The sequence below is a fragment of the Bradyrhizobium sp. SZCCHNR1002 genome (genome assembly GCF_032381435.1).
Taxonomy (GTDB): domain Bacteria; phylum Pseudomonadota; class Alphaproteobacteria; order Rhizobiales; family Xanthobacteraceae; genus Bradyrhizobium; species Bradyrhizobium aeschynomenes.
This window is the reverse complement of record NZ_JAUHIS010000001.1, coordinates 2,121,960-2,147,708: the sequence shown is the minus strand read 5'-3', so window position 1 is coordinate 2,147,708 and position 25,749 is coordinate 2,121,960. Positions and strand designations below refer to the sequence as shown.

The 25,749-nt window shown below is 66.2% G+C and carries 24 protein-coding genes; 16 read left to right on the top strand and 8 right to left on the bottom strand.

Annotation, left to right across the window (positions count from 1 at the left end; all coding sequences use genetic code 11):
- The first annotated feature begins 8 nt into the window (after nt 1-8).
- Both QX108_RS09585 and QX108_RS09580 read left to right on the top strand, forming a co-directional pair.
- The gene (locus QX108_RS09585) at nt 9-458 is read left to right on the top strand and encodes a cytochrome c (RefSeq protein WP_315721113.1); all 450 of its coding nucleotides are present in this window, start codon (nt 9-11) and stop codon (nt 456-458) included.
- Nucleotides 459-628: 170 nt separating this feature from the next.
- Nucleotides 629-1,549 (top strand): cytochrome c, encoded by a 921-nt coding sequence (locus tag QX108_RS09580; RefSeq protein WP_315779541.1) that lies wholly within the window; start codon nt 629-631, stop codon nt 1,547-1,549.
- A 207-nt stretch (nt 1,550-1,756) separates the two neighbouring features.
- Here the strand turns inward: QX108_RS09580 and QX108_RS09575 are convergent, their stop codons facing one another.
- Nucleotides 1,757-2,917: an ABC transporter substrate-binding protein gene (locus QX108_RS09575; protein ID WP_315721111.1), complete on the bottom strand. Its 1,161-nt coding sequence runs from the start codon at nt 2,915-2,917 to the stop codon at nt 1,757-1,759.
- Nucleotides 2,918-3,154: 237 nt separating this feature from the next.
- On the opposite strand from QX108_RS09575, the gene QX108_RS09570 reads away from it, so the two are divergent.
- Nucleotides 3,155-5,662 (top strand): EAL domain-containing protein, encoded by a 2,508-nt coding sequence (locus QX108_RS09570; RefSeq protein WP_315721110.1) that lies wholly within the window; start codon nt 3,155-3,157, stop codon nt 5,660-5,662.
- On the opposite strand, the gene QX108_RS09565 is transcribed toward QX108_RS09570, so the two are convergent.
- Together QX108_RS09565 and QX108_RS09560 are read right to left on the bottom strand one after the other, a co-directional pair.
- The gene (locus QX108_RS09565) at nt 5,616-6,680 is read right to left on the bottom strand and encodes a helix-turn-helix domain-containing protein (protein WP_315779544.1); all 1,065 of its coding nucleotides are present in this window, start codon (nt 6,678-6,680) and stop codon (nt 5,616-5,618) included. The genes QX108_RS09570 and QX108_RS09565 overlap by 47 nt on opposite strands.
- A 387-nt stretch (nt 6,681-7,067) precedes the next feature.
- On the bottom strand, nt 7,068-7,313 hold the full coding sequence (locus QX108_RS09560) for an Lrp/AsnC ligand binding domain-containing protein (RefSeq protein ID WP_172112765.1): 246 nt from the start codon (nt 7,311-7,313) through the stop codon (nt 7,068-7,070).
- 120 nt (nt 7,314-7,433) lie between these two features.
- Here QX108_RS09560 and thiD point away from each other — a divergent pair, with 120 nt between their 5' ends.
- Nucleotides 7,434-8,234 (top strand): bifunctional hydroxymethylpyrimidine kinase/phosphomethylpyrimidine kinase, encoded by an 801-nt coding sequence (gene thiD, locus QX108_RS09555; RefSeq protein WP_315721108.1) that lies wholly within the window; start codon nt 7,434-7,436, stop codon nt 8,232-8,234.
- 58 nt (nt 8,235-8,292) lie between these two features.
- Complete coding sequence (locus QX108_RS09550; RefSeq protein WP_409998489.1) at nt 8,293-8,751, top strand: ester cyclase; 459 nt, start codon at nt 8,293-8,295, stop codon at nt 8,749-8,751.
- A gap of 25 nt (nt 8,752-8,776) precedes the next feature.
- On the opposite strand, the gene QX108_RS09545 is transcribed toward QX108_RS09550, so the two are convergent.
- Complete coding sequence (locus QX108_RS09545; RefSeq protein WP_315779546.1) at nt 8,777-9,826, bottom strand: AraC family transcriptional regulator; 1,050 nt, start codon at nt 9,824-9,826, stop codon at nt 8,777-8,779.
- Nucleotides 9,827-9,968: 142 nt separating this feature from the next.
- Between QX108_RS09545 and QX108_RS09540 the strand changes: the two genes are divergently transcribed.
- From QX108_RS09540 to QX108_RS09490, 11 genes are all read left to right on the top strand, one after another.
- A complete protein-coding gene (locus QX108_RS09540; RefSeq protein ID WP_315721106.1) occupies nt 9,969-10,793 on the top strand; it encodes an alpha/beta hydrolase in 825 nt (274 codons plus the stop codon).
- A gap of 15 nt (nt 10,794-10,808) precedes the next feature.
- Complete coding sequence (locus QX108_RS09535) at nt 10,809-11,321, top strand: hypothetical protein (RefSeq protein WP_315779549.1); 513 nt, start codon at nt 10,809-10,811, stop codon at nt 11,319-11,321.
- 27 nt (nt 11,322-11,348) lie between these two features.
- Nucleotides 11,349-11,993, top strand: a complete 645-nt coding sequence (locus tag QX108_RS09530) for a hydrolase (protein ID WP_315721104.1) — start codon at nt 11,349-11,351, stop codon at nt 11,991-11,993.
- A gap of 13 nt (nt 11,994-12,006) precedes the next feature.
- Complete coding sequence (locus QX108_RS09525) at nt 12,007-12,294, top strand: XapX domain-containing protein (RefSeq protein ID WP_315779551.1); 288 nt, start codon at nt 12,007-12,009, stop codon at nt 12,292-12,294.
- The gene (locus tag QX108_RS09520; protein WP_315779553.1) at nt 12,291-14,168 is read left to right on the top strand and encodes an amidohydrolase; all 1,878 of its coding nucleotides are present in this window, start codon (nt 12,291-12,293) and stop codon (nt 14,166-14,168) included. Before QX108_RS09525 ends, QX108_RS09520 begins: the two co-directional genes overlap by 4 nt.
- Nucleotides 14,168-14,593 (top strand): DoxX family protein, encoded by a 426-nt coding sequence (locus QX108_RS09515; protein ID WP_315779554.1) that lies wholly within the window; start codon nt 14,168-14,170, stop codon nt 14,591-14,593. The genes QX108_RS09520 and QX108_RS09515 overlap by 1 nt, the downstream gene beginning before the upstream one ends.
- A gap of 26 nt (nt 14,594-14,619) precedes the next feature.
- Nucleotides 14,620-15,504 (top strand): glyoxalase, encoded by an 885-nt coding sequence (locus QX108_RS09510; RefSeq protein WP_315779556.1) that lies wholly within the window; start codon nt 14,620-14,622, stop codon nt 15,502-15,504.
- A gap of 4 nt (nt 15,505-15,508) precedes the next feature.
- Entirely contained in the window at nt 15,509-16,918 is a 1,410-nt protein-coding gene (locus QX108_RS09505) for an alginate export family protein (protein ID WP_315779558.1), read from the top strand.
- A 20-nt stretch (nt 16,919-16,938) separates the two neighbouring features.
- Entirely contained in the window at nt 16,939-17,628 is a 690-nt protein-coding gene (locus tag QX108_RS09500; protein WP_315779560.1) for a YoaK family protein, read from the top strand.
- A gap of 174 nt (nt 17,629-17,802) precedes the next feature.
- Nucleotides 17,803-19,071: an HlyD family secretion protein gene (locus tag QX108_RS09495; protein WP_315779562.1), complete on the top strand. Its 1,269-nt coding sequence runs from the start codon at nt 17,803-17,805 to the stop codon at nt 19,069-19,071.
- Nucleotides 19,072-19,084: 13 nt separating this feature from the next.
- Nucleotides 19,085-20,665, top strand: a complete 1,581-nt coding sequence (locus QX108_RS09490; protein WP_315779564.1) for a DHA2 family efflux MFS transporter permease subunit — start codon at nt 19,085-19,087, stop codon at nt 20,663-20,665.
- Nucleotides 20,666-20,911: 246 nt separating this feature from the next.
- Here the strand turns inward: QX108_RS09490 and QX108_RS09485 are convergent, their stop codons facing one another.
- The 4 genes from QX108_RS09485 to QX108_RS09470 are packed head-to-tail and all read right to left on the bottom strand — an operon-like array spanning nt 20,912 to nt 25,589.
- Entirely contained in the window at nt 20,912-21,763 is an 852-nt protein-coding gene (locus tag QX108_RS09485; RefSeq protein WP_315779566.1) for a fumarylacetoacetate hydrolase family protein, read from the bottom strand.
- Between the two features lie 14 nt (nt 21,764-21,777).
- Nucleotides 21,778-23,103 (bottom strand): MFS transporter, encoded by a 1,326-nt coding sequence (locus QX108_RS09480; protein WP_315779568.1) that lies wholly within the window; start codon nt 23,101-23,103, stop codon nt 21,778-21,780.
- 30 nt (nt 23,104-23,133) lie between these two features.
- Nucleotides 23,134-24,666 carry a bifunctional 3-(3-hydroxy-phenyl)propionate/3-hydroxycinnamic acid hydroxylase gene (locus tag QX108_RS09475; protein WP_315779570.1) on the bottom strand — a complete coding sequence of 511 codons (1,533 nt, stop codon included), beginning with the start codon at nt 24,664-24,666 and terminating at the stop codon, nt 23,134-23,136.
- A gap of 29 nt (nt 24,667-24,695) precedes the next feature.
- The gene (locus QX108_RS09470; protein WP_315779572.1) at nt 24,696-25,589 is read right to left on the bottom strand and encodes a VOC family protein; all 894 of its coding nucleotides are present in this window, start codon (nt 25,587-25,589) and stop codon (nt 24,696-24,698) included.
- Between the last annotated feature and the right edge of the window lie 160 nt (nt 25,590-25,749).

The following is a 25,749-nucleotide window of genomic DNA, read 5'->3' as shown; positions in this document are numbered from 1 at the left end:
GCGAATTGATGAAGCGGACTGTCGTGGTAGCAGCAGCGTTGCTGCTGGGGGCCGGCGCCGTGATGGCACAGGAGAACCTGGTCAAGCAGAGCCAGGACACCATGAAGGCGAACGCCAAGAACCTCGGCGGTGTGCTGATCGCCATGGTCAAGGGCGAGAAGCCGTATGATCAGGCCGCCGTCAATGCTGCTCTGGCCGTGCTCGAGGATACCGCCAAGAAGCTGCCGACGATGTATCCGGCGAGCATGAAGGGCGCGAAGTTCGAGGGCGACTACGGCGTGTCGCCGAAGATCTGGGAAGACCAGGCCGGCTTCAAGGCCAAGATCGACAGCTTCGCCAAGGTCGTCACCGAGGCCAAGGCCAAGATCAAGGATCTCGACAGCCTGAAGGCGACTGCGCCCGCGATCGGCAAGGAATGCGGCGGCTGCCACGAGACCTTCCGTCTCAAGAACAGCTGATCTGTCGTGACATCGACGGGGGCGGACGCGGTGGCGCGTTCGCCTCCGTTCGTTTTTGCCGCACTGGCTTCTGGCCCGCGGGTTTGCTCGGCGCGTGCGTCTTGTCGTATCACGGCGCTCGCGGCGGATGACTGCCGGACGCTGATCTTCCTGCCTGTGACGGAGCGACCATGCCCAGACGCCTCCTGCTTGCTTTCTGCGTGCTCGGCGCCGCCGGCCTTGCGGTGTTCTGGTGGTTGACCCAGCCGTCCACGATCGCGCTGGCAGCGACGACGCGGGCGCCCGATCTCGCTAACGGCCAGGAGATGTTCAACATCGGCGGCTGCGCCTCCTGCCATCAGGTGCCGAACCAGCCGGATCGCTTGAAGCTCGGTGGCGGCCTGCCGCTGACGTCGCCGTTCGGCACCTTCTATGCGCCCAACATCTCGCCGGACCCCAATGACGGGATCGGGCGCTGGACCGAGGCGCAGTTCGTCAATGCGGTGGTCAAGGGTGTCTCGCCCGGCGGCAGTCACTATTACCCGGCGTTTCCCTATACCTCCTACGCCGGCGCCAAGGTCGACGACGTCCGTGATCTGTTCGCCTACATGAAGACGCTGCCGCCGGTGGCCGGCAAGTCGCGCGACCACGACATGCCGTTTCCTTTCAACATTCGCCGCACGCTCGGTATTTGGAAGCTTCTGTTCTTCGACGACAAGCCGTTCGTGACGAACGCCTCGCGCTCGGCGGAATGGAATCGCGGCGCCTATCTGGTCAACACGTTCGGCCATTGCGCCGAATGCCACAGCCCGCGCAACCCGCTCGGCGGCATCGTTTCGGCGCAGCGCCTCGCCGGCGGCCCCGATCCGGAAGGTCAGGGCTTCGTGCCGAACATCACCCAGAAGGGCCTGTCGGACTGGAGCGAGAGCGACATCAGCTATTTCCTGGAGACCGGGCAGCTGCCCGACGGCGACAGCGCCGGCGGCTCGATGGCGCGGGTGATCCGCAATACGTCGCAGCTGACGCCCGAGGACCGCAAGGCAATGGCGGTCTATCTGAAATCCTTGCCACCGGTCGAAGGCCCGCCGAAGCCGAAGAAGCCGGCGGGCTGACGAGACGAGCGTTTCCTTCGAACCGGCTGTTTCCGTCTCGGGATCCCGCCATCCCCACCGCCGTCATGCTCCGCGAAAGCGGGGCATCCAGTACTCCGCGGCAGAAGAGATTGACCGAGGTGTCACGGCGTACTGGATCGTCCGCTTTCGCGGACGATGACAGCGAGAGTTAAATGACCAACGTGCCAGGACTCCGGAAACCGTCTTCTAGATCGGCTTGAAGGTGCCGTCGCTCTGAATCACGGTCAGCGAGACCGGCGGCGGGTTCTCCTTGCGCGCATTGCCAAAGCTGACGACCAGGCCGCCGATGTCGAACTGGCCGACCTCGTTGATGATCCGCAGCAGCTCGGCCCGCGTCGGGTTGGGCCCGGTCATCGCCAGAGCGCGCGCCACCAGGCGGCCGGTGATGTAGCCCTCGAGGCCGATGAAGTCTGGTGTCTGGCTCGGATCCAGCGTCTTCATGGCCGCCTGATAGTCGGCGACGATGCGGCGATCCGTGTCCCACGGGAACGGCACCACCTCGGAGACGATGACGCCGCGCCCTTCCGAGCCGAGCTCCTTGGCGAGCGCATTGCCGCCGACGAAGGACACCGCCGAGAAGGTCGGACTGAAGCCCGAGCGATGCGCCATCTTGATGAACTCGGCGCACGGGCCGTAGGTGCCGACCAGGATGACGGCCTCCGGCTCGGCGCGGCGGATCACCTTCAGCGCCGCGCCGACGGCGCGCGTGTTGCGCTCGAACGTGCCCTCGGCGGCGAGCTCCAGCCCGCGCCGGTCGAGATGGGTCTTGACCCCGGCCAGCACGTCGCGGCCGAACGCGTCGTCCTGATAGAAGATGGCGATGCGGGTGAGACGCAGCTCCTCGGTGAGATGCTTGATCGAGGCTTCCGCCTCGGCCGCGTAGCTCGCGCGGATGTTGACGATGTTCTGGAATTCCGGCGCGCGCAGGAATTCGGCGCCGGACACCGGCCCGATGAAGGGCACGTCGTTCGAGGCTGCGATCGGCGCGGTGGCCATCGCGGTCGGGGTGCCGACGGCGCCGATCAGCGCGAACACCTTGTCCTCGTAGATCAGCTTGATGGTCTCGACCACGGAGCGGTCGGGGTCGTAGCCGTCGTTTCGGCTCGCCAGCTTGAGCCGGCGGCCATAGACGCCGCCCTTGGCATTGAGCTCGCTGAACGCGGCCAGCAGACCCTGCCGCGCCGCCTGGCCCAACGCTGCCGACGGCCCTTCCAGGGCTGCGACCTGGCCGAACAGGATCGAGTCGTTGGTCACGCCGAGCTCGTCGGCGCGGGCAGACCCGACCGGGAGCATGCCCGCAACCAGGATGAGAACGATGGAGTTCCGGAAACTTGAGAACCAGTTCATTGCGATCTTCGATTCACGCGTACGCCTGACGAGAACTCAGCCTACACGCGTTGAATGAAGACCTCGCTAAAGACGTATCTCGCGCTTGATCGCGTTTTGGGTGGCCCCGAAAAGCCAGTCGTTAACCAAGCCTCGGTTTCCGGTACTCCACGACTGATCATCTTTGACCGTCCTTAACTTAGCCAGCCGAGCATCGGCGCTCGTGTCGTGAGGGGCAGCCGTTTGGCGGGGGCCATATTGCAGGTTGAAGAGTACAGCGCACCGACGCTGCAGGAACATGATGGTGCTCGCATCGGTGGCGGGCGCGAGAGACTGCGCGCGTCGCTATCGCGATACCGCCTCTATCGTCCTGCGATCATCGCCGCATGCGTCGGCGTGGTGCTGTCGATTGCCGGAACGGTCGCGGTCGGCCGCTGGGAGAACCGGCTGGCGCGGACCGATTTCGAAGGCATTGCCGAAGCGCAGGCGATCCTGGTCCAGAACGGCGTCAACGAATATGTCAGCCGGCTGACGGCGCTGCGAACCCGCTTCGAATCCGCCAACGACGACATCACGCGGAGTGAATACCAGACGTTCAGCGCGCGCCTGTTCGAGGCGCATCGCGGCATGCTGCGTCTGGCCTGGCTGCCGCGGATCAAGCGGAAGGAGCGCGGCGAGTACGAAGCGGCCGCGATCACCGACGGCGTTCCCGCCTTCCGCATCAAGTCCTATCCGGACGGCACGGTGGCGCCGGAGAGCGACGAGTACTACCCGGTCTATTTCTCGACCGAGGCAAAGACCTCGCCGGTCTACGGCCTCGATTACTGGAGCATCCCCGATCATCGCGCCGTGCTGGAGCAGTCGCGCGACTACGACATGATCGGCGCGCTGCGGACCCGCCAGAACCTGATCAATCAGAACGAGCGCAACAACGCCGTGATGATCGGCATCCCCGTCTATGCCAAGGGCACGTCGCGCACCACCGTCGCCGACCGCCGCCGCAATCTCTCCGGCTTCATCGTCGGCGTTTTCGACCTGCCGATGCTGCTGCAGTCGGTGCGTGCGAACAATCCGAACAGCCCGGCGCTGCAGATCAACCTGCTGCCGCCGGAGCGCGTGATCAATGCTTCCGGCGTCGATCCGCAGCGCTGGCCCGCCGACCCCAACATCTGGTCGACCACCTTGCGCATCGGCGATGCCGACTGGGTGTTCCAGGCCGCGCCCGCCGGCGGCGGCCTGATGGCGACGCATAATCGCGCGCTGGCGCTGTACGCCGCGGGCATCGCGACGACGATCTTCCTCGCCGTCTATCTCGCTCTGTCGAGCCGCAACGCGCTGCAGCTGGCGCTCGCCAACCGCCGCGTGCTGGAGCTGGCGCAGACCGATGCGCTGACCGGACTCGCGAATCGCGCCTTCTTCCTCGAGGAGATGGAGCGCATCAACGACGACAAGAACGGCCGCTTCACCGTCTTCCTGCTCGACCTCGACCGCTTCAAGAATGTCAACGACTCGCTCGGCCATGGCGCCGGCGACGAGCTGCTGGTGCAGGTCGCGCAGCGGCTGCGCTCGCAGTTGCGCGACGAGGACGTGCTGGCGCGGCTCGGCGGCGACGAGTTCGCCCTGATCCAGGCCGGCTCCAGCGATCAGCGCGCCGCCGCGATCGAGCTGGCGCAGCGCATCACCAAGCTGATCGCCGAGCCGTTCCAGATCGGCGGCCAGCGCGTCGAGATCGGCACCAGCATCGGCATCTCGCTCGCGCCCCAGCACGGCCGTGACCAGGAGCATCTGCTCAAGAAGGCCGACCTTGCGCTCTACCGTTCGAAATCTGCCGGCCGCAGCTGCTACACGATGTATGACGATGCGATGTCGGCCGAGCTCGAGGCGCGCAACACGCTGGAAGGCGACCTCCGCGACGCCATCGCGCAGTGCCAGTTCGAGGTCCACTACCAGCCGTTCTACGATGCCGAGACGCGCGAGCGCCGCGGCGTCGAGGCGCTGGTGCGCTGGCGTCATCCGGTCAAGGGGCTGGTGCCGCCGGACAAGTTCATCCCGCTTGCGGAATCGACCGGCCTGATCGTGCCGCTCGGCGAGTGGATCATCGGGCGCGTGTGTGACGATGCGACGGCGTGGCCCGACGACGTCAAGGTCGCGGTCAACCTGTCGCCCGTGCAGTTCAAGCAGTCGGAGCTGTTCGACGTCATTCAGTCGGCGCTCGCGAGGTCCGGCCTCGATCCGAAGCGGCTCGAGATCGAGATCACCGAGTCGGTGCTGCTGGAGCGTGCGGCAGAGAACGAGAGCTTCATCGACCGGCTCAAGGGCCTTGGAATCTCGCTGGCGCTGGACGATTTCGGCACCGGCTACTCGTCGCTGCGCTCGTTGACCGCGTTCCCGTTCAACAAGATCAAGATCGACAAGTCCTTCGTCGCCAATCTGAGCGTGCGCGACGAAAGCGCCGCCGTGATCTCGTCGGTGGTGACGCTGGCGCGCGGGCTCGGGATTCAGATCACGGCCGAAGGCGTCGAGACCGAGGAGCAGCTGGCGCAGCTGCGCGCGCTCGGAGTCAACTTCGCGCAGGGCTACCTGCTGGGCCGGCCGATGCCGGTCGGGCAGCTTGAGCAGCATCTGGAGATCACGCGGGCGTCGGACGAGACCGATGAGCCGGTGCCGGACGCCGAAGGCCCGCAGGAGGCCGATGCGCGCTCGGCCGCGGTGGTCGCGCTCATTCCCCGGTCCGGGGCGCTGCTATCCCTCGCATCCAACGGCTGAGCGGCGAGGCGACGTCCGCCTCGGCGTCGGCCGACAGCTGCGGCAGGCCGAGCATCGCCGCCTCGCGCGCGGCGCTCGGCGTGATGCCATAGGCCGCCTTGAACAGCCGCGTGAAATGCGCATCCGTGCCGAGCTGCCAGCGCCGCGCCACCTCGCTGACGCGCAAGCCGCGCGATCCGCTTCCGGCGAGATCGAAGAAGGCGCGGTGCAGGCGGCGGCTGCGGATGTAGTCGGCGATGCCGCCGATCGGCGCGAACAGCCGATACAGCGATGCCCGTGACAGGCCGAAATGCAGCGCGACGGCGTCGGCGCTGAGCTCGGGGCTGGACAGCTGCGATTCGATGTATTGCCGGATGCGGAGCAGCGAGGCATCCGCCGTCACGCTGCGATCGGCATCGCGGCGTTCGAGCTCGCCGCGCAGGCACGCCGAGATCAGCGAGATCGTCCCGTCGATGACGGCCTGGCACTCATCGAAGCTCATCCGCGGTGCGCAATCGAGCAGTGCGCCGAAATGCCGCGCCAGCAGCGGCGCCATGGCCCCGCCGCGCGGCAGCACCAGCCCGTGCAGATCATCGACCTGCAGCAGGCGTGAATCGAACATCGGCCGCGGCACGACCATGGTGACGTTCTCGAACGGGCTGGCACGCGTCTCGAGTGTCTGGGCCAGATCGAGCACGCAGAGATCGCCGGCTTCGACCCGGATCGGGCGCTGGCCGGCAACGCCCTCATAGCCGCCGCTTACATAGAGCTGCAGGATGATGTGATCGACGCCGCTGCGCGCGATGGTCTCGGCCGATCGCCGGAAGCGCTGGCCGCTGGCCCGGGCCGATCCGAGCAGGACGGAGCCAAGCGCATAGGACAGGACGTCCGCCCTGAAGGGGGCGGCTTCGCCGGCGGCGAGGTCGTCGACGTCGAAGAACGTCGAGGTGGCCTCGCGCCAGGCGACGATGTTGGTTTCGGTGTCCATCTGCTCGGCGGAGAAGCTGTAACTCGGCAGCAGGGACGAAACGGCGTTCATCTCATTCTTCACACGACGTCGCAGACTGTCTTGAGCTTTCGTCTCAACTTCTTGATCGATCGTATCCGGCCGCTCGCTCGCATTGACCTCCCGCACCCCGCACCGGTTATAGGAGGCCTATCGCCAAGTTGCCCAGAAGGAAAGCCGGGCCGTTCGATGGTCCCCCCGATTGCCCTCGCGATCGAAGGGCCCGGTTTTCCGAACTGCCGAAGCACTTGGCCGGACGAAAATCGGCCGGAGAGGGGACCGCCCGCTCACCGTCTTTCATGACGAAACCATGCTTGTGCCATTTTCAAAGACCTCGGCGCTCGTCGGCAACGACGGGCGCCTTTGTCTATCGGCGAGGTCCGAAGGGCACGCGACGATCCTTGCGGGAGCTGCCTGCCGTCAGGTGGCGCCGAAGGCCTTGAAGGTGATGATGGTGTGGGTGTCCTGGATGCCCGGCAGCACCTGGACCTTCTCGTTCACGAAGTGGCCGATGTCGGTGGCGTTGTCGACGTAGAACTTCACCAGCAGATCGTAATTGCCGGCCGTGGAATAGATTTCGGACGCGATCTCGGCCTCTGCCAGCGCATTGGCGACCGTGTAGGACTGGCCGAGCTTGCACTTGATCTGGACGAAGAAGGGAACCATTGCGGACGGTCTCCAGAGGACGTTCCAAGCCTCAATATAGCGTTTTCGGACGAAGTCGAGACGCATTTCAGGGGACCCGGCCTGCTTGCCGGGCGTGTCGACGCCGCGCTAGGAAAGGCTATGAGCACCCCTGTCGCACTCACCATCGCCGGCTCGGACTCCTCGGGGGGAGCCGGCATTCAGGCCGACCTGAAGACCTTCGCGGCGCTGTCCGTCTATGGCGCCTCGGTGCTGACGGCGCTGACCGCCCAGAACACCACGGGCGTTACCGGGGTGCACCTGGTGCCGCCCGATTTCGTCGCGGCGCAGATCGACGCCGTCTTCGCCGATCTTACCGTCGGCGCGGTCAAGATCGGCATGGTGGCTCAGGCGCCGATCGCCGGGGCCATCAGCGACAGCCTGGGACGCTGGCGGCCCGCTCACATCGTGCTCGATCCGGTGATGGTGGCGACCTCCGGGGCGCGGCTGTTGCCGGAGGACGCGATCGAGGCGTTGCGCAGCCGGCTGATCCCGCAGGCCTCGCTGATCACGCCGAACCTGCCGGAAGCGGCCGCGCTGCTCGGCGAGCCGGTCGCCGATACGGACGAGGCCATCGCTGCGCAGGGGCGCCGGCTGCTCGCGCTCGGCTGTCCGGCCGTGCTGATCAAGGGCGGTCACGGGCAGGGGGCCGAGAGCACCGATTACCTGATCACCTCAGGGACCAGCATCGCGCTGTCAGCGCCGCGCGTCGCCACCAGGAATACGCACGGCACCGGCTGCTCGCTGTCGTCGGCGGTGGCCGCGGGGCTTGCGAAGGGCGAGGAGCTGGAGACTGCCGTGCGCAATGCCAAGGCCTTCATTTCCGGCGCGATCGCTGCCGCCGACCGCTTCACGGTCGGTCACGGTCACGGCCCGGTGCATCATCTGCATCGGTTCTATTGACGCGGTGGTTCATGCATCCGGTCCGGCCGCGCAAGCTTTTCCACTCAGGAGGACCTCGATGATGCGGCATGCCCCGATCCTGATGATGCTGGCCATGGTCGGAGTGCTCTCCACTCCGGTCCGGGCGGAGCGGGCCTATTCGGCGGAGGAAGAACGCAACAAGCAGACCGTGCTCGACTTCTATGAGCAGGGCCTCAACCGCAAGGACTTCGCCGCGGCCTCGAAATATCTCGGCACCTACATCCAGCACAATCCGAGCGCCGAGGACGGTCCGGAAGGATTCCGCAAGTTCATCGAATTCCTGAAGGCCAAGTATCCGCAATCCCGCAGCGAGATCACGAAGGTTCTTGTCGACGGCGACTTCGTCATCCTGCGTGTGCATGCGATCCGCGAGCCGGGCACCCGCGGCAGCGCGATCGTCGATATCTTCCGTCTGAAGGACGGCAAGATCGAGGAGCACTGGGATTCCGTGCAGCCGATCCCCGAGCAGTCGGCCAACACCAACGGCATGTTCTGACCCGCAAGCCGAGCAGATCCGCCGCTCACTTCTGCTGAGCGGCCTCGATCTCGCGTCGATGCCCGTTCATCACGCGCGATCGATATTCGCCCGGGGACTCGCCGAACCAGCGGTTGGAGGCGCGGAAGAACGTGCTCTGGTCGGCATAGCCGAGCAGATAGCCGATGTCGGTGAGCGTCATGCGGGAATCGGCGAGGTGACGCTGCGCCAGCTCGCGCCTGACATCCTCGACGAGGTCGCTGAAGGAAATGCCTTCGTCGGCGAGCCGGCGCTGGAAGGTGCGATCGCTCAAGCCGAGCTCGGCCGCGATTGCCGAGCGCAGCGGGCTGCCGTCGGGCAGCAGCTTGGCGATCGCCGTGCGTGCCCGATGGGCGGTGTCGGTCTTGACGAGACGCTCCAGCGCCTCGTCGGCGATGCGATCATGGATCGCGGCGAGCTCGGGCGCCGACGTGGTCAGCTTGCACGCGAGATCCTGCTCCGCGATGAGAAAGCCGTTGAACGGCGCGTCGAATTCGAGCGGCGACTGGAACGCCTTGTTGTAGGACGCGATCGACAGCGGCACCGCGTGCGAGAAGCGCGTCGAGAGCGGCGTCAGCCGCCGGTCCAGCATCCAGCGGCACAGATTGAGCAGATTGACCACGCCGTAATCATAGCGCTGGCGCGGGATCGGACATTCGCCACCATAGACGTCGGTGCGTACCCAGCGGCCCCCATCGCCGGGTTCGAGCGTGATGGTCACCGCGTCGCTGACAAGACACATGTAGCGGATGAGACGGGTCAGTCCGGCGAGAAGCGTGGGGCTCGACATCATGGCGTAGCCCGCGACGCCGTAATTGTCAGGCCGCGGCGCATCGAGCTTCGCAAGGCCAATGTCCGGATTGCCCGAGCGCTCGGCCGCCAGCACCCATAATCGGCTCAGCGCCTCGGTCGGCCAGCGGCGATCGCAATCGTCGAGATCCTCAATCGCAAGTCCGATCTCGGCAAACAGCGCGGCCGCATCGAGGCCTTGCTCGTTCAGCGTGGTCGCGACTCCGCGCATCCAGGACGACGATGTGGTTCGGATCTGCTGAGCCATCCCCTTGGCCTTCTGGAGCCAGTGCTTTGGCGTCCTCGGATCATTGTGCAGGTGCACATGAGACTGCATAGCATCTGGGATCGGCGATCGCGATACGTATTTCGTCGTGGCGACCGCGTCCCCCCAGGCCCAGGAGACAATCATGCCCGTCCTGAAAACCAACGATGGCACAGAGATTTACTACAAGGACTGGGGCTCCGGTCAGCCGATCGTGTTCAGCCATGGCTGGCCGCTGTCGTCGGATGATTGGGATGCGCAGATGATGTTCTTCCTCAATCATGGCTTCCGCGTCATCGCCCATGACCGCCGCGGTCATGGCCGCTCGGCGCAGGTCCCTGATGGTCATGACATGGACCACTATGCCGACGATCTCGCGGCGCTGACCGCGCATCTCGACCTGAAGAACGCCGTGCATGTCGGCCATTCCACCGGCGGCGGCGAGGTCGTGCATTATCTGGCGCGCCACGGCGAGAGCCGCGCGGCCAAGGCTGCGATCATCGCCGCGGTGCCGCCGCTGATGGTGCAGACGGCGGCCAATCCGGGCGGCCTGCCGAAATCGGTGTTCGACGACTTCCAGACCCAGACCGCAACCCGTCGCGCGGAGTTCTACCGCGAGGTCGCGGCCGGACCGTTCTATGGCTTCAACAAGCCCGGCGCGAAGCCGTCCGAGGCCGTGATCCAGAACTGGTGGCGGCAGGGCATGATGGGCAGCGCCAAGGCGCACTACGACGGCGTCGTCGCGTTCTCGCAGACCGACTTCACCGAGGACCTCAAGAAGATCACCTTGCCGGTGCTGGTGATGCACAGCGAGGACGATCAGATCGTCCCCTATGCGGATTCCGCGCCGCTGTCGGCCAAGCTGCTCAAGAACGGCACGCTCAAGACCTACAAGGGTTTTCCGCACGGCATGCCGACCACCGAGGCCGCGACCATCAACGCCGACCTGCTGGCCTTCATCAAGGGCTGATCAGAGGAGGCTGGCATGACTTGGGGAATCCCGACGACTCTGTTTCTTCAGATCCACGTGGTGCTGAGCCTGATCGGAATCGCGACCGGGCTCGTCATGCTCGCCGGCATGCTGGCAGGCCGCCATCTGGCGGTCTGGGCGGCGCTGTTCCTGGTTACGACCTTTCTCACGGGCGTGACCGGGTTTCCGCTGCCGCCATTCGGTCTCGACCCGCCGCGGATCATCGGCATCATCCTGCTGGCGCTGCTGACCGCGGCCGCCGCCGCGCTCTACGTGTTCGCGCTGTCGGGGTGGTGGCGACGGGTCTATGTCGTCGCTGCGCTGCTCTCGCTCTATCTCAACGTCTTCGTTGCGGTCGTGCAGTCGTTCCAGAAGATCGGCGTGCTCAACGCGCTCGCGCCCACGCAGAGCGAGCCCCCGTTTGCGGTCGCTCAGCTCGTCACGCTCGCTCTGTTCATCGCTCTCGGAATTTTCTCGTGGCGGCGTTTCACGCCGGACGCGGCTGCGCCGCGCGCGTCGCTCGTCTGACTCATCTCGTTTCCAAGGAGAACCCTCATGTCCAAGCTCGAAATGCTCACCCCGCAGAACTGCGCGGTGGCGCTGATCGACTACCAGCCGGCGATGTATCAGGGCGTGCAGTCGCACGACCGTCTCGGCGTCTTCAACAACATCCAGATCGTCGCCAAGGCGGCCAAGCTGTTCAAGCTGCCGACGGTGCTCACCACCGTCGCCAAGGATTCGTTCTCCGGTCCCTTCATGCCGGAGGTCACCGAGCTGTTTCCCAATCACGACATCGTCGACCGCACGGCGATGAACTCCTGGCTCGACGCCGGCTTCCGCAAGCAGGTCGCGGCGACCGGCCGCAAGAAGTTCATCATCGCGGGACTGTGGACCGAGGCCTGCGTGCTGTTCCCGACGCTCGACATGCTGCGCGAGGGCTATGAGATCTACATTCCGGCCGATGCCTGCGGCGATCTGTCGCTGGAGGCGCACAACCGGGCGATGGATCGCGCGGTGCAGGCCGGCGCCGTGCCGATCACCTCGTGCCAGTTCGCCTTCGAACTGCAGCAGGACTGGGCGCGCGCCGAGACCTATGACGGCATGATGGAGATCCTGAAGGCGCATTCGCCCTACGGCATCCAGATCCGCTTCTCGAAATGGGCGCTCGGCGAGCACGCCTCGGAAGGCGGCGCGAAGTAGTCAAGGGCGCGTCATGAAGATCTATCTGTTCTCGCTCGGGGCAGGGCTGTTGGTCGGCGTGATCTACAGCCTGCTTCAGGTCCGCTCGCCGGCGCCGCCGCTGGTGGCGCTGGTCGGCCTGCTCGGCATCCTCGTCGGAGAGCAGGTGATCCCCGTGGGCCGGCAGCTCCTCGATGGCAGCAGCATTGTTGCGGCCTGGCAGAAGGCAGCCTGCGCCACGCATATCTTCGGCCTGCTGCCCGGCCATCACGGCCGGGCGGAGACCAACAATAACGCTGCGCCAGACGAGAAGGCCTCATGAGCGATCATCCCGACCTCATCCTGCATCGCGGCCTGTTCACGACGCTCGACCGCTCCAATCCGCAGGTGAATGCGGTGGCGATCAAGGACGGCGTGTTCACGGCTGTCGGCCATGAGCCGGACGTGATGAAGCTCGCCGGCCCGAAGACCAAGCTGATCGACCTCAAGGGCCGGCGCGTGCTGCCGGGCTTGATCGACAATCACCTCCACATCATCCGCGGCGGGCTCAACTTCAACATGGAGCTGCGCTGGGACGGCGTGCGCTCGCTCGCTGACGCCATGGCGATGCTGAAGGCGCAGGTCGCGATCACGCCGCCACCGCAATGGGTGCGCGTGGTCGGCGGCTTCACCGAGCACCAGTTCGCCGAGAAGCGGCTGCCGACCATCGACGAGCTCAATGCGGTGGCGCCGGATACGCCGGTGTTCCTGCTCCACCTCTACGACCGCGCCCTCCTGAACGGGGCTGCCTTGCGCGCCGTCGGCTACGACAAGGACACGCCGCAGCCGCCGGGCGGCGAGATCGTGCGCGATGCCCAGGGCAATCCGACCGGCCTGCTGCTCGCCAGGCCGAATGCCGCCATTCTCTATGCCACGCTCGCCAAAGGCCCAAAACTGCCGTTCGACTATCAGCTCAACTCGACGCGCCACTTCATGCGCGAGCTGAACCGGCTCGGCGTCACCGGCGCGATCGATGCCGGCGGCGGCTTCCAGAACTATCCCGACGACTATGCCGTGATCCAGAAGCTGTCCGATGACGGCCAGCTCACGATCCGGCTCGCCTACAATCTGTTCACGCAGAAGCCGAAGGGCGAGAAGGACGATTTTCTGCGCTGGACGCAGAGCTCGTCCTACAAGCAGGGCAACGACTATTTCCGGCACAACGGCGCTGGCGAGATGCTGGTGTTCTCCGCCGCCGACTTCGAGGATTTTCGCGTGCCGCGGCCGGACATGCCGGCCGAGATGGAAGGCGAGCTCGAGGAGGTCGTGCGCATCCTCGTGCAGAACAAATGGCCGTGGCGGCTGCACGCGACCTATGACGAGACCATCTCGCGCGCGCTCGACGTGTTCGAGACCGTCAACCAGGACACGCCGCTCGACGGTATCAACTGGTTCTTCGATCATGCCGAGACCATCTCGGACCAGTCGATCGACCGCATCGCGGCGCTGGGCGGCGGCATCGCCGTGCAGCACCGTATGGCCTATCAGGGCGAGTACTTCGTCGAGCGCTATGGCTTTGGCGCAGCCGAGGCGACGCCGCCGGTGAAGAAGATCCTGGACAAGGGCGTCAAGGTCTCGGCCGGTACCGATGCGACGCGCGTCGCGTCCTACAATCCCTGGGTCTCGCTGTCGTGGCTGGTGACCGGCCGCACCGTCGGCGGCCTGCGGCTTTACCCGCAGCGCAACTGCCTCGACCGCGAGACGGCGTTACGGATGTGGACCGAGAACGTCACCTGGTTCTCCAATGAAGAGGGCAAGAAGGGTCGCATCGAGGTCGGACAGTTCGCCGATCTGATCGTGCCGGATCGGGACTTCTTCGCCTGCGCCGAGGCCGAGATCGCCGACATCACGAGCCACCTCACCATGGTCGGCGGCCGCGTGGTCTACGCAGCGTCGGACTTCAAGACGCTCGACGACGCCGTGCCGCCGCCTGCGATGCCGGATTGGTCGCCGGTGCGCCGCTTCGGCGGCTACGGCGCGTGGCTCGCGAAAGATGAGACCGGCGCGGTGCGTGCCCAGGCGATGCAGATGTGCGGCTGCGCCAACTCCTGCGGCGTGCACGGCCACGATCACGCACGCTCCTGGTCGAGCCAATTGCCGGTCGCTGATCTCAAGAGCTTCTGGGGCGCGCTCGGCTGCGCCTGCTGGGCGGTGTAATGGCCGCAATGTCCGATACGCCGCGGCCGATCGCCGTGGTGCTCGATTGGCCGTGGCTGTGGCCCGCAGTCCGCCTCGCGCTGGTCTCGGCCTATCTGATCGGCGGCCTCCAGAAGCTCGCGGACTTCCCGGGCGCGATCGCCGAGCAGGCCCATTTCGGCCTGCAGCCGGCGGCGCTGTGGGCGGCCGCTGCGATCGCCGTCGAGCTGATCGGTTCGCTGCTCGTCGTGTTCAACCGGTTGGTCTGGCTCGGCGCCGGCGGGCTCGGCGTGCTCACCTTTGTCGCCATGCTCACCGCCAACGACTTCTGGCACATGCAGGGCCATGACCGCTTCATGGCGCTCAACGCTTTCTTCGAGCATCTCGGGCTGATCGCCGGTCTCGTGCTCGTCTCCGTCATGTCCTGGCGCGCGCGCCGCGCCTGATCTGCGTCTTCCTGTCTGAGGTTGTCATGTCCCGTCATCTGCTCGGCGCACTCGTCGCCACCTCGCTGCTCGCCGTTCCCGCGCTCGCCAAGGACACCGCGCCGCTCGTCGGCGTCGGTGCGCAATACGATACGACGCATGTCTACGTCGCGCCCGACGACGTCGAGAAGTTCGTGACGAGCTTCCTCGCCACCTTCGGCGGCCAGAGCACCAAGCAGGTCGTCGCCACGGTGACGCCGACGCCGAGCAGCACGACGTCGCAACTGCTGCAGACGCCGGTCGGTACGGTGTCGCTGTTCGGCTTCAAGACTCCGATCCCATATCCGTTCGGCGCCGAGCGCACCGGCTATCTCGTCACCGACATGGACGCCGCCATCAAGGCGGCCAAAGCCGCCGGCGCCAATGTCGTGGTCGCGCCGTTTCCCGATCCGATCGGCCGCGATGCCGTGATCCAGTGGCCGGGCGGCGTCAACATGCAGCTCTACTGGCACACGACCAAGCCGTCCTATGCGGCGTTCGAGACGGTTCCGGAGAACCGCGTCTATGTCTCGGCCGATCGCGCCGAAGCCTTCACGCGCGCCTTCCTGCGCTTTGCGAAGGGCAAGGTCGTTTCCGACGAGGCCAAGGCGCCTGGCGTCGAGATCGGCCGTCCCAACGATCACTACCGGCGTATCCGCATCGAGTCGGTGTTCGGCCGCATGACCGTGCTCGTCACCGACGGCCATCTGCCATATCCGTTCGGCCGCGAGATGACCGGCTACGAGGTCGCCGATCTCAAAGCCACGCTAGACAAGGCCAAGGGCGCGGGCGCGACCGTGCTGGTCGAGCCCTTCACCGCCGACAAGCGCGAGCAGGCGCTGGTGCAGTTTCCCGGCGGCTATGTCGCGGAAATCCACGCGCTGGTAAAGTAGCCCGATGGGGACGCACGTGCGGATGGGGCAGGCACTGACGAGGACGGCGGCCGCTGTTGCGATGATCGCAGCGTCGTGCGGCGTGGCCGACGCCGAAGACAGCCGTCCCGCCATCCGCACCAACCGCTGGCAGGAGGACTGGTCCGTTCTTGCCAATCCGGCGCTGCGCACGCAGCCGTTCGATCCGATCAAATACATCCCGCTGCAGGCCGGCGTGCCGCAGAGCTACGTCTCGTTCGGCATGACCCTGCGCGAGCGGTTCGAGAGCCTGGACGCGGCGAGCTTCGGCATCGGCGGCGCCAAGCCCGATTCCCATGTCCTGCAACGGCTGCAGATCCACGTCGACGCGCATTTCGACGAGCACTGGCAGGCCTTCGTCCAGCTCGAGGACGCGAGAGCCTTCGGCAAGGCCAACATCACGTCGGTCGACCAGAACCCGCTCGATCTCCGGCTGGCTTTCCTCGCCTACGTCAACGCGACGGAGCAGGGCACGTTCAAGGCCCGTGTCGGCCGGCAGGATTTCGACTTCGACCTGCAGCGCTTCGTCTCCTCGCGCGACGGGCCGAACGTGCGCCAGTCCTTCGACGCGCTGTGGGGCGATTGGGAAAGCGGTCCCTGGCGCTTCATCGGCTTCGTCAGCCAGCCGGTGCAGTACAATCTGGTGCGGCCGTTCGACGATACGTCCAACGGCAAGTTCCTGTTCCACACCTTCCGCGTCGAACGCCACGTGCTCGGCACCAACGAGCTGTCCGCATACTACTCCTACTACCAGCGCGACAATGCGCGCTTTCTCGACGCCGCGGGCCTCGAGCAGCGCCACGTGCTCGACCTCCGCTTCGCCGGCAAGCTCGCCGGTTTCGATTGGGATCTCGAAGCCATGGGGCAGGCGGGCTCGGTGGGCGCCAAGCAGATCCGCGCCTGGGGTGCCGGCGCCCGCGCCGGCTACACCTTCGCCGACATCGCCTGGCAGCCGCGGATCGGCCTCCAGCTCGACGGCGCCTCCGGCGACCGCCATCGCGGCGACGGCCGGATCGAGACCTTCAATCCGCTGTTTCCGAACGGCTACTACTTCTCGCTCGCCGGCTTCACCGGCTACACCAACCTGATTCACCTCAAGCCGTCGCTGACCGTGAAGCCCACCGCGGCGCTGTCGTTCATGGCCGCGATCGGCCTGCAATGGCGCGCGACGATTGCGGACGCGATCTACGTCCAGCCCAATGTCGCGGTGGCCGGCACCGCCGGGCAGGGCAGTCTCTGGTCCGGCGCCTATGCGCAGCTGCGCGCCGACTATCGCTTCGATGCCAACCTCACCGGTGCGATCGAGGCCGTGCATTACGACATCGGCGACACGCTGCGCCGCGCCGGCGGGCACGATTCGAATTACATCGGCGTCGAGCTGAAATACGCGCTCTGATCAACGAAGGCAGGCAACCCATGGCGACCACGGACTCGCGTATCGTCCCGCTGCTGCTCAGCGTCAATGCCGGCTATGTCGACACCGCCGGCTTCCTCGCGCTGCAGGGCCTGTTCACCGCGCATGTCACCGGCAACTTCGTCACCTTCGGCGCGGCGCTGGCGCTTGGAACGTCCGGCGCCATCGCAAAACTGCTGGCGCTGCCGGTGTTCTGCGTCGTCGTGATCGCGACGCGGCTGACCGGCACGCTGCTGTCGCGCAGATGGTCGCGCGCGTTCGAGATCCTGATCGCCGTCAAGCTGGTGCTGCTCGTCCTCGGGGCCGCGCTCGCCATCCATTTCGGCCCGTTCCACAACGGCGACAGCCACGAGGCGATCCTTACCGGCATGGTGCTGGTGGCGGCGATGGCGATCCAGAACGCCGTGCATCGGATCCATCTGCCGACCTCGCCGCCCTCCACCCTGATGACCGGCACCACCACGCAGGTGATGATCGACATCGCCGACAAGATCTATGTCGGCGACAAGGGCCAGGCACCGCCGCCCGCGCGGTTGGTGCAGATGGCGGTCAACGTCGCGGCCTTCGCGCTCGGCTGCGGCGCGGCCGCGCTGCTGTTCGTCAGGCTCGGCAGCTGGTGCTTCGTGATCCCGCCTGTTGTCGCTGCGCTGACGCTCGTCGCGCGCATGGCTGGTCCGCCGCCGGCGCGCTGAACTCCAGATCGTCATCGCGTCGAGCCGATCCGATCGTGCCTACGATTGGATGACGGAAATTTTAGGGTCCGCTCACGAAAAGTTATCGATCCCGAAGCGGCCCTCCGGGCTTGCCTGTTGAGATCCGTTCTCTATTTTAGAACGGAACAGTTTCGTTCTTTTCGGAGCGCCGCAATGGCCGTCCAGTCGTCCACCACCGAGTCCACGCCGCCCTCCAAGCCTTCCGATCCTGCCGTCCCGGCGCGCGAGCGCGCGTTGAAGCAATGGCGCGGCGATGCCGTCAAGGAGCTCCGCCGCGAGGCCGATCGAGAAACGCATCAGCCGGATGAGACTGCTCCCGCCCCGGAGGGGCAGAGCGAGCAAGGCGACAAGCCGCGCCGTGGCATGCTGCGGCGGCACCCGGTGGGCGCCGCGCTTGGTCTCGTCGTGCTGCTGGCGGCCGCTTCCGGCGGCTACATCTATTACGACGCGGCGGGCCATTTCGAGAGCACCGACGACGCCTTCATCGCGGCCCGCCAGTTCTCGATCGCGCCGAAGGTCTCGGGCTACATCACCGCGGTTCCGGTCACCGACAACCAGCACGTCAAGGCCGGCGACGTGATCGCCCGCATCGACGACCGCGACTACAAGACGGCGCTGGCGCAGGCCGAGGCGCAGGTCAGATCGGCGGAGGCCGCGATCCACAATATCGACGCGCAGATCGCGGTTCAGCAGGCGCAGATCACCGCGGGCCAGGCCCAGGTCGACCAGTCACAGGCCGGGCTGACCTTTGCCGAGCAGCAGGCCAAGCGCTATCAGGACCTCGCCCGCACCGGCTCCGGCACCGTGCAGAGTGAGCAGCAATACACCTCGCAGCTTCAGCAGGCGAAGGCCGGGCTGACCTCGGCGCAGGCCAACCTGCAGGTCGCGCAGCGGCAGCTGGAATCGCTGAAGGCCCAGCGCGAGAGCGCCGATGCCAATCTCGCCCAAGCGCAGGCCCAGCGCGACCAGGCGCAGCTCAATCTGTCCTACACGACGGTGACCGCGGCGCAGCCCGGCCGCATCGTCAATCTCAGCGCCGCCGATGGGCAGTTCGCAGCCCAAGGCACGGCGCTGTCGATGTTCGTGCCCGACGAGGTCTGGGTCACCGCCAATTTCAAGGAAACTCAGCTCGACCAGATGCGCCCCGGCCAGCCGGTGACCCTGGAGATCGATGCCTATCCGGAGCGCGAGATCCGCGGTCATGTCGCCAGCGTGCAGTCCGGCTCGGGCCCGGCGTTCTCACTGCTGCCGCCGCAGAACGCGACCGGCAACTACGTCAAGATCGTGCAGCGCGTGCCCGTAAGGATCGACATGGATGATCCGCCGACCGACGTCGCGCTCGGCCCGGGCATGTCGGTGGTGCCGACCGTGCGGGTCGATCCCAAGCCCTCGCTTTATGAGCGGCTGAAGGCCGTGCTGTGAGGAGGCTGATGCCATGAGCGATGCCGCCGCTCTCTCGGCGCCGCGCGCCGGCAGTCCGTGGATCATCGCGGTGCTGGTCGCGCTCGCGACCTTCATGGAGGTGCTCGACACCACCATCGCCAATGTCGCGCTGCCCTATATCGCGGGCGGCATGGGCGTCAGCCAGGACGAATCCTCCTGGGTGGTGACGACCTATCTCGTCTCCAACGCCATCATCCTGACGGCGTCGAGCTATCTCGCCAAGAGGCTGGGCCGCAAGACCTTCTTCATCATGTGCCTCGGCCTGTTCACCCTGAGCTCGGTGCTGTGCGGCTTCGCCTGGAATCTGCAGGTGCTGCTGCTGTTCCGTATCCTGCAGGGCCTCGGCGGCGGCGGCATGGTGCCGGTGGCGCAATCGATCCTCGCCGACTCCTTCTTGCCGGAGAAGCGCGGCCAGGCATTTGCGCTGTTCGGCGTCGCCGTTGTCGTCGCGCCGGTGGTCGGCCCGACGCTCGGCGGCTATCTCTCCGACAATGCCTCCTGGCACTGGTGCTTCCTGATCAACGGCCCGGTCGGCGTCGCCGCGATGGTGCTGATCGGACTGATCCTCAAGGAGCCGCAGGAGGTCACCGAGGAGCGGCGCAAGCAGGCGCACGGCTTCGACGTCGTCGGCTTCATCCTGGTCGCGACCTTCCTCGGCGCGCTCGAGCTGATGCTCGACCGCGGCCTGGAGGATGACTGGTTCGACTCCCGCTTCATCGTGATCACCGCAGCGGTCTGTGTGTCGGCCTTCATCGCTATGATCCCCTGGGAGATAAACCAGAAGAACCCGACGGTCGACGTGCGCATGCTGGCCTCGCGCCAGTTCGGCGCCTGCTTCCTGGTGATGCTCGCGACCGGCGCGATCCTGCTCGGCACCACGCAGATGCTGCCGCAGATGGTGCAGCAGGATTTCGGCTATACCGCCACCTGGGCCGGCCTCGTGCTGTCGCCCGGCGGCCTGGTCACCATGGCTATGATGTTCGCGGTCGGGCGGCTCTCGGGCAAGGTGCAGCCGAAATACATGATCATGACCGGCGCCGCCGTCGTGGCGTTCGCGATGTATGACCTCACCCGGGTCTACGCCAATGTCGACTTCTGGTTCTTCGCGGAGTCCCGCATGCTGATCGGCATCGGCCTGCCGCTGATCTTCCTCTCGATCACGACCGCGTCCTACAACGGCATTCCCCCTGAAAGGACCGACCAGGCTTCGGCGCTGATCAACGCCGCGCGCAACACCGGCGGTTCGATCGGCGTGTCGCTCGCCGCCAACATCCTGGCGCATCGCGGGCAGTTCCACCAAAATCGCCTTATCGAGGGCACGATCCCGTCGAACCCGGCCTATCAGGACACGCTGAACCAGGTGACCAACTACTTCGCCGCCCATGGCAGCTCGATGGTGCTGGCGAAGCAGCAGGCGCTGGCCTGGATCGGCCAGACCGTGCAGATGCAGTCCTCGCTGCTGGCCTATGTGGATGTGTACTGGGCCTTGATGCTGATCTCGCTGTCGGCCATCCCGCTGGCGCTGACCTTGCGCAAGGTGAAGCTCGGCGGCGGCCCGGCAATGGCGCATTGAGGGGGAGTTGGTGTCTCCGCTGTCATTCCGGGGCATTCGCGCGCAAAATGGCGAAGCCATTTTGAAGCAGCGCGAATGAGCCCGGAATCCATACCCACGGGCCGCCATGTTGGGCGAGAGCTGCAGTGCGTAGACCGGTGGTACGCCATTGATGGTCGTGGTTATGGATTCCGGGCTTGCGCTGCGCGCGCCCCGGAATGACGGAGGAGAAAGCGAGTGAGATCGCTGCAGGGCGAGCGAGCGGACTTAAATCGCCTCGTCCGCGATCCCGTTCCGCAGCAGTCCGATACGGTCGATCTCCACTTCCACCACATCCCCCGGCTTCATCCACAGCGGCGGCGTGCGGCGGGAGCCGACGCCGCCGGGGGTGCCGGTGGCGATGACGTCGCCGGGCTCGAGCCGGGTGAAGGAGGAGCAATATTCGATCTGGCGCGGGATATCGAAGATCATCTGGCTGATCGTCGCCTCCTGCACCACCTCGCCGTTCAGCCGCGTCTGCAGCTTCAGCGGGCCGAGATCGTCGATCTCGTCAGCCGTCACCAGCCACGGGCCGAACGCGCCGGTGTCGGGGAAATTCTTGCCCGGGGTGAACTGATGCGTATGGCGCTGGAAGTCGCGCACGCTGCCCTCGTTGTAGCAGGCATAACCGGCAATGTGCTGGAACGCCTCACTGCGCGGGATATAGCGGCCGGGCTTGCCGATGATCACGGCGAGCTCGCCCTCGAAATCCAGATCGGTCGAGACGCGCGGGCGGATGATGTTCGCCAGATGCCCGGTCTGGCTGTTGGGGAAGCGGCCGAACACCGTGGGGTTCTCGACCTCGGAGCGACCGGTCTCCTTGCGGTGGGTCTCGTAGTTCAGGCCGATGCAGAGGATCTTGTCGGGGTTGGGGATGACAGGCAGGAAGGTGATGGCCGAGAGCGAATGCCGCTTGGCGCTGCTCGTCGCGGCAGCGACCTCCTTCAGCGCATCGGCGGCAATCACCGACTTCAAATCGGGAAAGCGGTCTCGCAGGACAGCGCCGAGATCGGCGACCTCATCGCCTTCGACCAGTCCCCAGGACTTGACATTGTTGATTTCAAAACTCGCGAATTTCATGGGATGTCCTCTGGTCAGGTCGAGACCGCCGCGACGGCGGAGGGGGAGGTTGGTTCCTGCGCCGTCCGCGCGAAGCGCGCGATGGTGCGCTCCGGGAAGATCAGGGCGAAGGCGGAGAGGGCGCCGACGATGAGCACGCCGGCGGTGAAGGTCATGGCATGGGCATAGCCCAGCGGCGCGTTGCTGCCGGCCTCCCCGACGATCCAGCCGGTGAGTGCGTTCGAGACCAGCGCCGAGGCGGCGTTGCCCGAGTAGATCACGACGATCAGCCGTCCGCGTTGCACGGCCGGCGCGATGGCGCCGAGCGCGACCGGCCCGAAGATCGTCGTGAGGCTTGGCGCGGCGAAGGCGATCGCGACGCAGGCGAGCTGCAGCGGGCCCGTCGTGACGATGCTGAGCAGCAGTGCGCAGCCGGCAGCGAGCAGCGCGAGGCCCGAGGCGTGGCCGAGGCAGGCGCGCAGGCTGAAGCCCTTGCGCTGCAGAACTTGCGTCAGCCAGGAGCCGCCGAGCAGCAGCGGCGACTGGAACAGGTAGATGGCCGAGATGATCCAGCCGACATCGACCTGCTTGTAGCCGAGCCCGAGCTGCAGATAGGGCGGCAGCCAGGTCGCAGACATGCCGACGATCCAGTACGACGCGGTCGACATGATGATGACGCCGATCACCGTGGCATCGCCCCACAGCACGCGCGCGGGCAGCGCCTTGTCCTTGGCCACGACAGCTTCCGGCGCATGTGCGGCCGAGTAGGGGCCTTCGCCGCCGATGAAGAACCAGCCGAGCATCCAGGCCAGCCCGAGCAGGCCGCAGAACAGGAATCCGGTGCGCCAGCCGTAGTTGACGATGACATAGGTCAGGATCGGGCCGCCGGCGAGCAGGCCGACGCTGATGCCCTGCAGCACCACCGCGCTCGGGACACTGCGTTTGTCGGCGGGAAACCAGTTGTAGCAGGCGTGCAGCGCGGTCGGCAGGCCCGGGCCTTCACCGGCGCCGAGGATGATGCGGCAGACCACAAGCACCGCGATCGAGCCGGAAAAGAAGATCGGCAGCTGCGTCGCCGACCAGACGCCGGCCATGATCAAGAGCAGCCATTTCACCGGAAAGCGGCCGACCACGAACATGCCGACGGCCATGCCTGACAGCGAGAACAGCAGGAAGAAGCTGCTGCCGATCAGGCCGAAATCCTTCGGGCTGAGTCCCAGCTCCTTCATCATCGGCACGGCCGAGAGGCCGAACACCAGCTTGTCGAAGAAATTCAGCGTCTGGAACAGGAACAGCATGATGAGGACGGCGATCGCGCGTCCTCCCGCTGATCCGCTCGCGGTCTCGGTCGTTGTCGTCATGGCGCTTCCCCTTTGATGTTTTTGTTTTGATTAGTTCAGTCGTTCGTGCAGCTCGGTCAGCAGCGCCGCGAGCTCCGGCGTGTCCGCGGCGACGCCGTAGACGTAGTGATCGGGCCGCACCAGTGCGGCGCTGCAGCCATGGCGCTCGAACCATCGCGCGACCACGCCGCTCTCTTCGGTCAGGCCGCTGCCACCGATGGTGATCACATGGATGTGGGCGTCCGCCTGCGCGCTTGGTGCGCGCCGTCCGTCGAGGACCAGCCGCCATCCGGTTCCAGCGACCGCATCGAGCAGGACACGTTCCCCATCTCGCAGAATCCAGGGCTGTGGAAACAGCGTGCCGTTGGCGGCGTTCGCCTTCGTCGCCAGCAGGCCCGTGGTCAGCGGCGGCACGATCTCCTGCCGGGTGATGGTGCGCGGCGCGCCGCCGCCCTCGGCGAGGATGCGCGCGTCACGGGCTGCGGCAGCCACGGGGTCCTGCTCGCAGATCACGCGGCCGATCGCCTTGATGCGGGTGGTGAGCTCGCGGACATGGGTGCTGCGCTCGACCTCGTAGCTGTCGAGCAGCGCCGACCCCGATTGACCGCGCAGCACGCGAACGAGCTTCCAGCTGAGGTTGGCAGCATCGCGCAGGCCCTGGCACATGCCCTGGCCGATGAAGGGCGGCTGCTGATGCGCGGCATCGCCGGCCAGCAGCACGCGGCCGTCGCGCCAGCGGCCGGCGACCAGCGCATGGAAGCGGTAGCTCGCCGCGCGCCACAGCTGGCCATCCTCAGGCGAGAGCCAGGGTGAGAGAAGTTGCCAGACCTGCCCGGGCTGCTCCATCGCATGTCGGTCTTCGCCCGGGCGCAGCATGATCTCGAAGCGACGGTGGTTGCCGGGGCCGATGATGTAAGTGGTCGGCCGCGCCGGATTGCAGAATTGGGCCGCGGTCGCCGGCAGCCTGCTCATACCGCTGTCGTTGACCAGCAGGTCGACGACCAGCCAGGGCTCGTCGAAGTCGAGATCGTCGAAGCCGATGCCGAGGGTCTGGCGGACGGTGCTGGAGGCGCCGTCGCAGGCGATGACGTAGTCGGCCGTGACCTCGCGCGTGCTGCCGTCCTCGCGCTTCAAAACGACGGTCGCGGCGTTCGCATCCTGACGGATGTCGACCAGGGTCGTGCCGAGCTCGACCGTGACGGAGGGGCAGTCGGCGACGCGGTCGCGCATCACCTGCTCGACCGGCGGCTGGGTGAACACCATGCTCGGCGTGTAGCCGAGCGGGTAGGGCGGGCCTACCATGTCGATGCGGCGGATCAGTTGTCCTTGTGCGCCGAAATGCTCCGAGGCCGGAAACGGCGCGACGTAGCGGCTGACTTGCTCGGCGATGCCGAGATTGTCGAACAGCCGCATGATCTCGTGATCGAGCGCGATCGCGCGCGGCTTGTCGTAGATCTCGCGGGCACGGTCGATCGCAAGCGCGCTGACGCCCTCGCGGCCGAGCAGGCTTGCCGCAAAGGCGCCGGTCGGCCCGAAGCCGATGATGACGACCTGATGGTGTTCTGTGTTCGACGTGGCGGACATGGCGCGCGAATCTCGGCGTTGGAAGAAGGTCAGGCGGCGAAGCCAACCGCGAGCTGCGCGGCCTTGACGTGCTCGGCCTTGGGCGGCGCGATGCCCCATTGATCGGTGCGGCCGGGCGGCCAGACCCAATGCTCGGGACCGCGCACGACGTAGTCGTCGTCGACCTGCAGCACCTCGGCGGTGTATTCGATGACGATGCCCTGGGGATCGAGGAAATAGGCGAACACGTTGTCGCCGGGGCCGTGGCGGCCGACGCCCCAGGCGATCGGATAGCCGGCATCGATCATGCGGCCCGATCCGCGCATCACGCCTTCCCAGGTCGGCATCAGGAAGGCGACGTGGTTGAGGCCGTTCACCTTGGCGCTCGCGATGACGACGGCATGATGGTCGGAATTGCAGCGCACGAAGGCCATCGCCGCCGAGCGATCCGTGAGCTTGAAGCCAAGCGCGTGTTCGTAGAAGGCGGCGGTAAGGTCGACATCGGTGCTGTTGAGATTGACGTGAGCGAGGCGCTCCGGAAGCTCCGGTCGTGATGGCCTGGCCTCGTGCGTGACGTCGCCATGCACGAAGCGCAGCGTGCAGCCCTCGGGGCTGCGCAGGCTCATGATCACGCCGCCATCGGGCGCCGGGTTCGACGCGGCGGCTGCGATCAAGGTCGCGCCCTGTTGAAGGGCGTTGCGCGCGATGGTGTCGAAATCAGTGGCTTCGGCGACACGGAACGTCACGGCCTTCAGCTCGGTGCGATCGCTCCGGTGCAGCGCGACGACGTGATGGTCGCGTCCTGTGGCGCGCAGGTAGATGACGCCGTCCGCGGTGGCGACCCGCTCCAGCCCCCAGACGTCGCGATAGAACGCCTCGGACCGGCCAAGATCGGGCGTGCCGAGGTCGACGCTGCGTAGAGCCGTGACCGGAAATCGGGTCATGGACGAGTCCTCCGGCGCGCCCCCTGAGAGGAGCGCGCGATGTTTCTTGTCATGGCCGGCGATCCGGCGAAGTTCTTTTATTACATAAAAAATCGAAATCAATCAGAATTTATAAATTTTATGTTTCAGGGTGAAGCTCTATACAAGAGCGGCGATTCCG